Source organism: Nocardioides sp. (genome assembly GCF_035429765.1).
Lineage (GTDB): Bacteria > Actinomycetota > Actinomycetes > Propionibacteriales > Nocardioidaceae > Nocardioides.
On sequence record NZ_DAOMFK010000005.1, the window covers coordinates 35,032 to 47,120 of the forward strand.

Consider the following 12,089-nt stretch of genomic DNA (forward strand, 5'->3'; position numbering starts at 1 on the left):
CCCTCGCTCGCGACGGTCTGACCCGCGCGGTGCTCGGTCTCGCGTCCTAGGCCACCTCCGGTGCGCCCTCAGGCCAGACCGTGCCGGACCAGGCTGTCGTGCTCCTGCTCGCGGAACTGGCCGAACCTGGGCAGGAACTTGTCCCAGTCGATGATGTGGCCGTCGATCTCCGGTCCGTCGATGCAGGCGTGCTTGCGCACCAACTTGCCGTCGACCACGACCGGCACCATGCAGGCTCCGCACATCCCCGTCGCGTCCACCATGATCGAGTTGAGGCTCGCGACGGTCGGCACGGCGTACGGCGCGGTGAGCTCGCACACGGCCCGCATCATCAGCGGGGGGCCGATCGCGACGACCTCGGCGATCGGACTGCCCTCGCCACGCTGGTGCGCCTCGAGCAGCTCCCCGAGCGGGCCGGTGACGAAACCCTCGACCCCGAACGTGCCGTCGTTGCTGGTGTAGACGACCTCGAGCTGCCCCGGGAACTCCGCCCGGAGCCGCTCGACCCGCTCGTCGGGGCCGGTCCAGAACAGCACGTCGGCGCTGCGGAACCCCGCCACCAGAGTGACGTGGTTCCCGAGCCGCAGGTGCTCGCGCATGATCGGGTACACCGGCGGCAGGCCGACGCCGCCGGCGGCGAACACCACCGTCTGCCCCTCGGGGTAGGCGTGGACCTTGCTGGGCTGGCCGAGCGGGCCGGCGATGCCGCTGAACGCCTCGCCCGGCTGCATCCGGTTGATCTCGATGCTGCTGGTGCCCATCCCCTGCACCACCAGGTCGATGGTGCCGGCCTCGGCGTCCCAGTCGGCCAGGGTGAGCGGGATCAGCTCTCCTTCGGGGTGCGGCAGCAGCCGGACGAACTGTCCCGCGCGAGCCGCCTGCGCCACCAGCGGGGCGTGCACGGTGAGCTCGACGATGCCCTCGGTGAGCTCGCTGCGAGCCAGGATCCGGTTGGCCACCACGCCGAGCTCGGTGTAGGCGAGCGCGCTCTCGACGCGGCGGCGGATCTCCGTGGGAGGCAGGTCCACCAGGCCGACGATCTCCCGGGCAGCGGCCTGCCCGTCACCGGCGGCGTTGATGGCAGTGGAGCCGCCGCGGGCGGCGTCGCCGCCGGAGTAGACGCCGGGCAGCGAGGTCTCCTGGGAGCCGGCGTGCTCGAGGTCGATGGTTCCCCACCTCGTGGTGTGCAGCCGCGGCTCGGAGTCCTTGAGGATCGGGTTGGAGGCGTTGCCCAGCGCCATGATCACGAGGTCGGCGGGGATGGCCTCGCGCTCCCCGGTCGGTACCGGGCTGCGCCGCCCCGAGTCGTCCGGCTCGCCCAGCTCCATCAGGTCGAGCAGGGCCGTGGTCACCCGGTGCTCGTCGTCCCCCAGGAACTCGTACGGCGCGGCCAGCACCTTGAGCGTGATGCCCTCCTCCAGCGCGTGGTGGAGCTCCTCGACGCGGGCGGGCATCTCGCTCTGGGTCCGGCGGTAGACGATGGTGACCAGCCCGCCCAGCCGGCGGGCCGTGCGTGCGGCGTCCATCGCCGTGTTGCCGCCGCCGATCACCAGCACCTGCTTGCCCTCGGTCGCCGGGAGCGGGGTCTCGTAGTCGGCGCGCAGGCCCTGCATCAGGTTGACCCGGGCGAGGAACTCGTTGGCCGACATCACGTTGTTGAAGTGCTCGCCGGGCACGTTCATGAAGCGGGGAAGCCCCGCGCCGGTGCCCACGAAGATCTTCCAGAAGCCGGCCTCGCGCAGGTCGTCCAGCGTGGCGGTCTTGCCGACGACGAAGTTGGGCACGAAGCGGCCCCCGAGCAGCTTGATCTTGGCGACCACGTCGTCGACGAGGTCGTTGGGGAGCCGGAACTCCGGGATGCCGTAGCGCAGCACCCCGCCCAGGGCGTGGAAGGCCTCGAACACGGTGACCGGGAATCCCTCGGCCGCGAGCAGGTAGGCGTTGATCAGGCCGGCCGGCCCGGACCCGATGATGGCCACCGGTGGCTTGTCGGCGCGGACCCAGGGGTCGGGGGTGCCGGCGAACCGCCGGGCCGGCCCGTCCGGGTCGACGAGCCGGGCCCGCTGGGGCAGGAACCACTCGAGCTGACCCACCTGGATCGGCATGTTGGTGTGGATGCAGACGCCCTGGCACTGCAGCTCCTGCGGGCAGACCCGACCGGTGACGTTGGGCAGCGGGTTGCAGGACTCGATCAGCTCCATCGCCTCGCGGAACCGTCCGTTGCCGAGGAGCTCCATCATCCGCGGGATGTGGATCTTCACCGGACAGCCGCCCTTGGGCTCGGACCGCCCGACCACGTGCAGGCCGATCTCGCAGGGCTTGTCCGCGCACTGCTTGTCGCGCAGGGCCTCCAGCCACACCAGCAGGTCGACCTCGCGCCGGCTGTAGCCGAGGTCGAGGTAGCCGAGGAACCCCTCGTTGACCAGGTCGAAGTCGTGGGAGCGTTCCTCCGCCGGCCGCGTGTACGGCGGGATGCAGTTGCCCGCGGGCCAGCCCTCGGACAGCCCGGCGAACATCGGGTAGCGCTCGCTCAGGTGGTGGTCCAGCGCCCGGATGAACTTCCGCTTCATCCCCAGCGGCAGGTTCCACACGAAGCGCATCAGCACGGAGCTGCTGTCGTCCTCGCGCAGCAGCGAGCGCCACAGGGTGCGGGTGAACTCGGGGGTCAGCTCCTCCTGCCGGAACTCAGCCGCCACGGCCGCGACGCCGTCGGAGATGAACAGGTCGCGGAAGACGTGGGGGTCGGCCTGGAGCCGGCGCTGCAGCAGGGCGAGCTGGTGGTGGTAGCTCTCGACCGCCGCGGTCTCCTCGAGCTGGGCCACTTCGGCGCGGGTGGCCGCGAGCGTGCTGCTGGCGTCCAGGTAGCGGGCCAGGTCGTCGGCGCCGCCGGCCGGGTCCGGGGAGCGGCCGCTCGTGGGCTCAGTGCTCATGGATGATCTCCGCGTCGCAGTTCGCCGCGACCCGCTTGATCCGGGCCCGCACCTCGGGGGTGATCTCCACCTTCTCCAGCGCACCCGGGATGAGCCGCGCGACCTGGCGTGCCTCGCCGTCGACGACCATCGTGGTGCGCTCGAAGAGCTGCGGCAGGTCCTGGTAGCAGGTCTTGCAGTCGTTGCACAGGACCCGGTCCTCGTCGGCGAGCGTGACCACGGCGGTGGGCGTGGCGCTCGTCGGGGAGGCCGCCGGGGCGGCGGTCGCCGCGGGCGACGTGGTGGACAGCAGCGGCCCGCCGACCGGGGCGGCCGTGCTGGAGGTGGCGAGCTCGGCCATCGCCCGGGCGATGTCGTCGAGGGAGCTCTCCCGCTGCTGCTGCGCCTGGTCGTAGCGGGCCTGGAGCTCCTCGACGTCGGAGCGGTGCAGCGCGGTCAGCTTGGCCAGGTGGGTTCCCGCCAGGAACTGCAGGATCTGCCAGTAGCGGCGCCGCTCCTCGACCAGCGCCACGATGGTGGCGGAGGCCGCGACCTTGATCAGGTGCTTGTCCGCGTCGGTGGCCCAGACGAACGGGACGTGGTCGCGCCGCTCGTGCGTGGGGAGCTCGACGTACTCGTGGATCGGGACCGCCACGGGGTCCTCGTCGGGGGCCAGGGTGCGGAAGTGCTTCTTGAAACGCACCTCGCCCAGGGCGAAGTCCGCCGGGGTGATCGGGGTGTCGAGCAGCTGGAGGTTGCCCGCCTCGTCGAGGTGCTCCACCGACATCCGCGACCAGGTCTCGTCCGGGTCGGGGTTGCCCTCGAGGGAGAACCACTCGTGCAGGGTGCTGCCGCGGCGCGGGTCGTGGACGAACACGGGGTTCATCCGGCTCTCCACCGCCAGCCTGGCCCGCTGTGCCGAGGCGTCGTCGGCGATGCCGTGCTCGGACCCGCAGGGCGTGTAGACGTCCATCACCGACGGGGCGCCGGTGTAGGTGAGGAACTCCATGGTGTTCTTGAGGAAGTGGCCCTGCAGCGCGGTGCTGGTGGCGCAGACGAACACGTTCGGGTGGAACGAGGCGATCAGCCCCAGCTCCTTGCGGGTCTCGTGCTTGCCGGGCTGGGCGTGGCCGAACCTGGCGAGGTCGGAGTCCTGCCCGGTGAAGCTGGCGGTGGAGGCCTGTCCCCCGGTGTTGGAGTAGACGCCGGTGTTGAGGACCATCACCTTGATCGGGGTCTCGCTGGCCAGCACGCGCGACAGCGCCCCGAACCCGATGTCGTAGGTCGCGCCGTCCCCACCGATGGTGAGCACGGTGGGCAGCAGCTCCAGCTCGGTCTCGCTGAACTGGCCCCAGGTGAGCATCCGGAGCTCCTCGTCGTGGAGCGCGGGGTCGTAGGCGTCCGCGATCTCCAGCTGCGCGGTGCGCAGGGCGCGGACGTCACCGACCACCTGCGAGGCGACGCCCTCGAAGATGCCCTTCGCCAGGGGCTGGGCGTCCTGGAAGAGGCTGTTCACCCACGGGTCGTTGTAGGGGTTGTAGGGCATGGTCGAGGCGTAGACGCTGCTGCAGCCGGTCGCGTTGGCGATCACGGTGGTCGACTGTCCGCGACCGGTCGGGCCGCTCTCCAGGTGGTAGAGACGGCGCTCGAGGGTGGCCAGCGCCTGTTCGACCCGGGTCCGCCGGTCCGGTGCGCCGGCGCCGAGCTCGGCGAGCTTGGCTCCCAGCCGGTCCACCAGCTCCTGCAGTTCGCGGATCTCGCCGCTGCGCCGCCGGGCTCCGATCGCGTGGCTGGTCGACATCACCAGTCGGATGGCAGTCACCTCGCCGCAGCCCCGGCAGCCGCCGTGGCCTCCGGTGGTGGCGTAGTAGTTGCTGCGGTCGAGGAAGAGCCGCTTGATGTCACCGTCGGGGGTGTCGGAGCCCTCGTGGTACTTCAGCGCCGTGTTCGGCGTACGACTCATGAACTCGAACCGCTCCTGCAGCGAGGTGAGCAGCGGCTCGTCCTGGTCGCGAGCGACGAGGGCGTCGGGGCCGCAGGCGTCCACGCACTCCAGGCACCCGGTGCACTTCCAGGGGTCGATGGTGGCCGCGAACAGGCCGCCCGAGCCGGGCACCGTCTTCTCCATGGCGTCGAAGAACGGCCGGGTGCGAGCCACCGGGTAGGTGGCCAGCACCGCCACCAGGCGCTCGAGGTTGCGCGGCAGCGACACCTGGTCGGTGACCACCCCGGCCGCCGCGTCGGCGACCAGCTCGTGGAAGGCGAGCGGCTCCCGGGTCTGGCGGTAGGCCTCGCGGACCCGCTCGGCGATCGGGTAGACCTGGTCCCGGAGCGCGTCACGCTGGGAGACGGGCAGGTCGAGCTCGTCGATGCCGGTCAGCAGCAGCTCGTGCAGCTGGTGGACCGAGTTCGGGATCGCGGCGTCCGGGCAGACCAGGGTGCACTCCAGACAGCCGGTGCACAGCTCGGCGTGGAACTCCGGGACGGTGCGCCGGAACAGACCCTTGTCCTTGGCGGCGGCGGTGCCGGCCGGCATGAACAGGCCGGTGCCGGGCAGCACCGGCGCCTCACCGATGGTGCCCTCCCGGAACGGCTTGGCCACCATGTTCTCGTAGTACTCGCGGTCGAACAGGCCGGTGGCCGCGCAGCCGGCGGAGTTCTCGCACTCGCACGACGCGGAGAGCGCGGAGGTGTAGAGCGGGAGCAGGTCGGGCCGCCGGTCCAGCTCCACGAACGCCGGTGCCGAGTAGTCCAGCTCCCGAGTGGCCTCGCTGCCCTCGCGGATGACAGCCATGTTCCCCTCGACGACCGCCTCGCCCTTGCGGCCGAACTTCTTGACGATCTGCTCGTGGACCTTCTCGAAGATCGCCTCCTCCGAGGCACCCGAGCGCAGGATCCGGTCGACGTGCCCGACGACCGCGCCGATGAAGGCGATGCCCATCATCCGGGTCTCCAGCTCCGGCTGCGGCGCGTGCTTCTTCGCGACCGAGAACGCGTCGACGAGGTAGACCTTGAGGTGGCGTTCCCGGATCGTCTGGCGAGCGCGGCGGGGCAGCTCGCGCCAGACCTCCTCCGGGGAGAGGCTGGACTGCATCAGGAACGTGCCGCCCTCGACCAGCCCACGCAGCGGGTCGGTGTGGTGGAACACCTTGTGGTCCGGCGAGATCACGACCTCCACGTCCTCGAGCTCGGCGTTGGTGATCTTCACCGGCTCGGGGCTGAGGGTGATGTAGTAGTTCGTCGGCGCGCCGCTCTTCTCCGAGCCGTACTTCGGCGCCGACTTGGAGTGCAGCTCCAGCGCCCCGGCCAGGATGTCGGTGAGCAGCTTGCCGGTCGCGATCGTGCCGTACCCGCCCACCGAGTGGAACCTGACCCGCAGCCCACCCTCGGGGAGCAGGTCGGGGTTCGGCCCGGTCTCCAGCGCCATCAGCTCGGTCTCGGGGTACGCCGCACGCAGCCGCGCCTGCAGCTCGGCCGTGGCCGGTGAGGGGTCCTTCTCGAAGAACTGCGAGCCGAGGTACACCAGCGGCGCCGGGGAGCCGTCGACCATGTTCTGGTAGCCCGCGATCAGGTGGCGCGGCTGCAGGTCGTGGCCGCCGAGCCCGAAGATCGCCGTGGTCAGCCGCGGCGGGTCGGCCAGGGCAGGGACGCCGGGGTGCCGGACCCCGGCCGCGTTCTCGCGGGCCTTGAACAGCGCCTGGGTGACCAGGCCGGTGAGCGCGGTCTGGTCGGACCGCTCGAGCACGGTGACGGCCTTCTTGCCGGCGAGTGCGGCGACCAGCTCGGCCTCGGGGAACGGCTGCAGCAGCTTGACGGCGACCAGCCCGGCCTTGATCCCCTGGGCCCGCAGGTGGGGCAGCACGGCCTCGACGTCCTCGGTCACCGAGCCGAGCCCCACCATCACGTAGTCGGCGTCCTCGGTGAGGTGGGTGTGCACCGGCTGGTAGCGGCGGCCCGTCAGCTCGGCGTACTCCGCCATGGCCTGGCGCACCAGGGTGGGGACGGCGGAGGCGAAGTGGGTGCGGTGGTCGACGGCGCCGGCCTGGAAGTCCGGCTGGTTCTGCACCGGGCCGGTGAGACCGGGGTTGTTCACGTCGACCAGGGCCGGGACCAGCTGCCTGGTGCCGGTCTCGTGGGCGTTGCGCCACTGCCGCCGCCAGGCCGCCCGGAGCTCCTCGGGCAGCCAGTGCTCGGTCTCCGCGAGCAGCGCACCCTCGTTGTCCGGCTCGACGCGGTCGGCGTTCTGCTGGAGCCAGTCGGTGATCCGGGCGAGGTCCGGGACGTCCGCCTCGTGGCGGTGCAGGTACTCGGTGAGCTGGTGCACCCGTCCCCGGGAGCCGAACAGCACCTCTTGGGCCAGTGTCGGGGCCTTGATGCGCCCGGCCGGGTCGCCGAGGTACTCGCGCAGCAGGTCCGGCTCGGGCAGCCGGGCCTCGCTCAGCATGTGGCTGGTGGAGAACCCGTCCATCGCGTTGGCGACGGGGATCAGCGACAGCGCGGAGGCTCGGTAGGCGATGGCCGCCAGGTCGGCCGCCTCCTGCGGGCTGGCTCCGAAGAGGATGGTGTAGCCGGAGGAGAGGAGGCCGTAGACGTCGTCGTGGCCGGCCATCACGTTGAGGGAGTGCTTGGAGACCACGCGGGCCGCGACCTGCAGCACGAAGCCGCCGATCTTCTTGCCGACGGTCACGTAGTGCGACTCCATCGCGTAGAGGATCCCCTGGCTGGAGGAGGCGTTGGAGATGTACTGGCCGCCGGTCAGGGCCGCCCCCAGCGCGCCGCTCTGGGCGGAGTGCTCGCCCTCGGGGCTGAAGAAGAACGGGTGCTTGCCCCAGACGTTGACACCACCCTCGGCCAGCGCCGCCTCGAACATCTCCGAGATCTCGGTCGAGGGGGTGATCGGGTAGCCGATCACCCCGCCGCAGACCTGGCTCATCACGTGGGCGACGGCACCGTTGCCGTTGATGACGGCGGGGATGCCTGGGTACCTGGGGGTGTGGGTCATCGTGGGATCCCGGGGGTGGAGGAGGAGTCAGGCGTGGGCCTGGTCGCGCGGAGCCCGGTGCGGCGTGGAGGAGTGCCGTCGTACGACGTACGGACGACGGCCGGAGCAGTCACGAGACCGCGTCCCGATCGACCATGATTCGCCACCTGCCGAATGCGCTGCGCCAGGGTGTTCCCCTGGCCCTTCCCACGATAGTCACCCCCGGGGACGGGTCAAATCAGGCCCGGCCGACCGGCGGGTTCACTGACCCAGGGTGCGGTGAAGGAAGCGCAGGATGTGGGCGGTCACCTCGTCCCGGTTGGTCTCGTTGAGCACCTCGTGGCGGGCCCCCGGGTAGAGCCGCACCTCGACGTCGCTGACTCCGTGGTCTCGGTAGCGCTGGGCGACGAGCTCGACGGCGGCACCACCTCCGGCGATCGGGTCGTCGGTGCCGGAGACGAGCAGGATGGGCAGGTCCGCACGGACCGCGTCGAGCGCCCGGGGGTCGGCGGTGCGCCGCAACGTGTCGATGCCGACGAACGGGTCGGCGGTGAAGCCGCACGCCTCGTCGGCGACGTACCTGTCCACCTCGGCCTCGTCCCTCGAGAGCCACTCGAAGCCGGTGCGGTGCTCGAACGCGGCGTTGAAGGAGGTCAGGTCGGCCGGCTCGTCGCCGCCGAGCAGGTCGGCGAGCCCGCTGGCCTCGGTGGTGCCGCTCAGCACCACCGCGTCCACGTCGGCGGAGTGGTCCAGCAGGTACTGCTGGGTGGCGAAGGACCCCATGCTGTGCCCGACGAGCCCGACCGGGAGCCCGGGGTGGTCGGCGCGGATCCGGGTGTTCAGCCGCGCCAGGTCGTCGACCCACCCCGGCCAGCCGTCCGGCCCCCACTGCCCGTAGGCACCGCGAGCGGTCCGGCCCGAGCCGCGACCGTCAGGGGCGTAGACCAGGAAGCCGGCACCGGTGAGCGCCTCGCCGAACCGCCGGTAGCGGCCGGCGTGCTCACCCAGCCCGTGCTGGACCTGGACCACCGCCCGGGGCGCTCCTGCGGGGGCCCAGCGGTAGGTCTGGATCTCGATGCCGTCGGCGGAGGAGAAGGTGATCGTGGTCTCGTCCATGGCTCCGACTCTGGCATCCGCGTCGAGGGGGCGCCAGGGTCGGCTGGTCATACTGGACCGATGGACCACGACGTACTCGGACGTCCGGGGGGCCGGCTCCCCGACTTCCTGATCATCGGTGCGCCCAAGGCAGGCACCACGGCCCTGCACGCCGCCCTGGCCCAGCACCCGGGCCTGTTCCTGAGCCGGGTGAAGGAGCCGAAGTACTACCTGTGCGGGGACTCGCCCCCGCCGGCGTACAAGGGGCCCGGCGACGCGCACAGCAACCAGGAGTGGATCTGGCAGCGGGGTCGCTACCAGGCGCTGTTCGCCGACGTGCCGGACGACGTCCTGTGCGGCGAGAGCACTCCTTTCTACCTCTACCACCGCGACGCGCGGCGCCGGATCGCCGACGACCTGCCGCACGCCCGGCTGATCGCGGTGCTCCGTGACCCCGTCGACCGGCTGTACTCGAACTGGATGCACCTGTGGGTGGACGGGCTCGAGCCGTGCGGTGACGTGGTCGAGGCGTGCGCCCGCGAAGCCGCCCGCATCGACGCCGGCTGGGCGCCGTTCTGGCACTACCAGGGGCTGGGCCGGTACGGCCGCCAGCTGGCGGACCTGTTCGAGCGGTTCCCGCGCGAGCAGGTGCTGCTGGTGCGGTACCGCGACCTGGTGGACCGGCCGGACCAGACCGTCGACCGGGTCTGCCGGTTCCTGGGGGTCGCCCCGGGCACGGTGCCGACGGTCCCGGCGGACAACTCGCGGCCGTTCGTGCATCCCGGTCTGCGGACGCGGCTGCTGGGTCGGGTGATCCGCGCAGGGGCCGCGGCGGGCGCGTTCCTCCCGCCGCAGGTGTGGCGCACGGCGAGCCGGCCGCTCGTGGACCAGCTGCACAGGCGGGGCGAGGCGGCGCGGCCCCGGCTGACCCCGGAGCAGCGGGCCAGGCTGCTCCGGCCGTTCCTGGACGACATCGCGCTGCTGGAGCAGGTGACCGGGGAGTCCTTCGACGCCTGGCGCCACCACCGCGGCGGCGACTCCTTCCACGCCCGCCGCGAGGCGACCGCCGGCGCCCCCGCCTGACCCGTCGCAAATTGCAGGCAGGGTGCGGCACGGGGCCTGTGGGGCCTACCGCCCGAACTGCGCACGTGCGTGGTTGGGGTTGCCGAAACCCGCGCATCCGCCGCCCGAACCGCGCACGTGCGCGGTTTGCGCTGTCGGGTGAGCCGAGGGGTCGGCCCTCCGAGAGGTCAGGCGGGGACGAGCTCGGTGAAAAGGTCGTGGGCGCCGTCGGGCCGGGCGGCCTCGAAGTAGAAGCGGGTCGACCCGTCGGGGAGCCGCACCGCGGTCGCGTAGCGCAGGGCTCCGTCGGAGTACGGCGACCTGGCGATCGGCTCCGGGGCGCCCACCAGCCGTCCGTCCATCTCGTGGGCCACACCGGTGGTCTCGTGCCAGTTCTGCTCGGCGGTGGCGCGCCCGTCGTACAGCACCACCAGCGGGTGCTCGGACAGGACGGTGGTGACGCGCGTGCCACGGGCGTCCCAGCTGCCGGGCGTGGGCGCCAGTACCTGACCTTCCCAGCTCCAACGCAGCCCGTCGCGGCTGGTGGCGAGCTTGGTGGTCATCCGGTCCTCGTGCCCGGGCTCGGTGAGCGGGTGGCAGCAGACCCACATCCGCCAGCCCGAGGAGTCCACGAGGAGGACCGGGTCCTTGACGGCCTCGCTTGCACTCCCTGGCAGGACCGTGCGGCGGGTCCCCTCCGCGAGTCCTTCGGGACGGTGGGCGTCGAGCGCCTCGATCCACCAGTGCTTCGAGCCGGGTGTGGCGCAGGACAGGTAGAGGCGCCACCCTCCTTCGGGCAGGCGGACGACGACCGGACGCTCGAAGGACTCCACCCCGAAGTCCTCCCGGAAGAGCTCCACGAGCGGCTCGAAGTCGAGACCGTCCCGGGACCGGGCGACCACGACCGACCGGCCGCGGCCGGCGTCGACGGGGCGGCGCAGCCGGTAGGCGAGGTAGACGTACCCGTCGGCGTACGTCGCGCTGGGCGCCCCCGCCCAGTTGCCCGGACCCCCGCTGGGTGCCCGCACCACGACCTGGGTGGGGTCGAAGCGCGGCACCGGCAGGCTGTCGACGAGGGTCATGCCCAAATGCTACCGGATCAGTAGGTTTTCAGAAGGAGCCCTGCGTCACCCTAGGCTGCAACGGTGACTCGCTTCGCCATCGACCCGGGGACGGCGCTCCACCTCGCCCGCACCGGGCAGCGCCCGCACCCGTCGCACCAGCTCGTGGCGCCGAACCCACTGCGCACCCAGGCGCTGGAGCTGCTGCTGGGAGAGGTGAGGGACGGGAGCCTGGAAGAGCGCGAGGCGCTGAGGATCCACGAGCGGCTGACCGAGCTCAAGGTGCGGTTGCTGGGGGATCGGGTCTCCCGGCGCACGGCCTGGGACATCGCCCGAGCGCACGGCTGGGCCAGCCTGCGGGACGCCGAGTACCTGGCGGTCGCCCGGCTCCAGGCGGACGCACTGGTCACCATGGACCCAGACATGGTGGCCAAGGCGGCCGGCACCACGCCGGTCACGGGACTTGACGTCCTCTTCGCCGAGTGAGCCCGCGTCGGAGGATTGTCACAGGACCGACTGCCCGATGGGGCCTGGGTTGTAGGCGACCTCCCACCGGAAACCGTCCGGATCCGCGAAGTAGCCGGTATAGCCACCCCAGTCGCGGGTGACGGGGTCAGCGGTGATCGTGGCCCCAGCCTCCCTCGCAGAGGCGAGCACGGCATCCACCCCCTCGGGGGAGTCGACGTTGTGCGCCAGCGTGAAGGGGAGTGCCCCCTCACCACGACCGATCGGGCCCAGCTCCGCGACCGCAGCGTCCTCCTGCCACAACGAGAGGACGAGCTTGTCACCGGCGCGGATCATGACGACCTCGCCCGGGACGTCGACCTCAGCGGTCCAGCCAAGACCAGAGAGGTAGAAGTCCCGGCTGCGCGCGAGATCGCGGACCACCAGGGTCACGAAGCTGATCCGCGGGTCCATGCCTGGACCCTAGACCGGTGTTGACGGGTCCGGGGACGAGGCGGCTACACGTTGAAGCGGAAC

The 12,089-nt window shown here is 71.7% G+C and carries 7 protein-coding genes; 2 read left to right on the plus strand and 5 right to left on the minus strand.

Features of this window, described 5'->3' with window-relative positions; genetic code table 11:
* Window positions 1-68 precede the first annotated feature (68 nt).
* The 3 genes from PLP61_RS01240 to PLP61_RS01250 form a co-directional block, all read right to left on the minus strand.
* Window positions 69-2,930 carry a sulfide/dihydroorotate dehydrogenase-like FAD/NAD-binding protein gene (locus PLP61_RS01240; RefSeq protein WP_324499565.1) on the minus strand — a complete coding sequence of 954 codons (2,862 nt, stop codon included), beginning with the start codon at window positions 2,928-2,930 and terminating at the stop codon, window positions 69-71.
* Window positions 2,920-7,911, minus strand: a complete 4,992-nt coding sequence (locus PLP61_RS01245; protein ID WP_324499567.1) for a 2-oxoacid:acceptor oxidoreductase family protein — start codon at window positions 7,909-7,911, stop codon at window positions 2,920-2,922. The genes PLP61_RS01240 and PLP61_RS01245 overlap by 11 nt, the downstream gene beginning before the upstream one ends.
* Before the next feature lie 240 nt (window positions 7,912-8,151).
* On the minus strand, window positions 8,152-9,006 hold the full coding sequence (locus tag PLP61_RS01250) for an alpha/beta hydrolase (protein ID WP_324499569.1): 855 nt from the start codon (window positions 9,004-9,006) through the stop codon (window positions 8,152-8,154).
* Window positions 9,007-9,066: 60 nt separating this feature from the next.
* Between PLP61_RS01250 and PLP61_RS01255 the strand changes: the two genes are divergently transcribed.
* Complete coding sequence (locus tag PLP61_RS01255; RefSeq protein ID WP_324499571.1) at window positions 9,067-10,068, plus strand: sulfotransferase family protein; 1,002 nt, start codon at window positions 9,067-9,069, stop codon at window positions 10,066-10,068.
* Between the two features lie 167 nt (window positions 10,069-10,235).
* Here PLP61_RS01255 and PLP61_RS01260 read toward each other — a convergent pair whose 3' ends face one another.
* Window positions 10,236-11,129: a hypothetical protein gene (locus PLP61_RS01260; RefSeq protein WP_324499573.1), complete on the minus strand. Its 894-nt coding sequence runs from the start codon at window positions 11,127-11,129 to the stop codon at window positions 10,236-10,238.
* Window positions 11,130-11,192: 63 nt separating this feature from the next.
* Here PLP61_RS01260 and PLP61_RS01265 point away from each other — a divergent pair, with 63 nt between their 5' ends.
* A complete protein-coding gene (locus PLP61_RS01265; protein ID WP_324499575.1) occupies window positions 11,193-11,594 on the plus strand; it encodes a type II toxin-antitoxin system VapC family toxin in 402 nt (133 codons plus the stop codon).
* An 18-nt stretch (window positions 11,595-11,612) separates the two neighbouring features.
* Here PLP61_RS01265 and PLP61_RS01270 read toward each other — a convergent pair whose 3' ends face one another.
* A complete protein-coding gene (locus PLP61_RS01270; protein WP_324499577.1) occupies window positions 11,613-12,026 on the minus strand; it encodes a VOC family protein in 414 nt (137 codons plus the stop codon).
* Window positions 12,027-12,089 lie beyond the last annotated feature (63 nt).

What these genes read in the sequence shown, in the direction of transcription:
- PLP61_RS01240 (WP_324499565.1), bottom strand. Translation starts at nt 2,930, where the DNA reads ATGAGCACTGAGCCCACGAGCGGCCGCTCCCCGGACCCGGCCGGCGGC.
- PLP61_RS01245 (WP_324499567.1), bottom strand. Translation starts at nt 7,911, where the DNA reads ATGACCCACACCCCCAGGTACCCAGGCATCCCCGCCGTCATCAACGGC.
- PLP61_RS01250 (WP_324499569.1), bottom strand. Translation starts at nt 9,006, where the DNA reads ATGGACGAGACCACGATCACCTTCTCCTCCGCCGACGGCATCGAGATC.
- PLP61_RS01255 (WP_324499571.1), top strand. Translation starts at nt 9,067, where the DNA reads ATGGACCACGACGTACTCGGACGTCCGGGGGGCCGGCTCCCCGACTTC.
- PLP61_RS01260 (WP_324499573.1), bottom strand. Translation starts at nt 11,129, where the DNA reads ATGACCCTCGTCGACAGCCTGCCGGTGCCGCGCTTCGACCCCACCCAG.
- PLP61_RS01270 (WP_324499577.1), bottom strand. Translation starts at nt 12,026, where the DNA reads ATGGACCCGCGGATCAGCTTCGTGACCCTGGTGGTCCGCGATCTCGCG.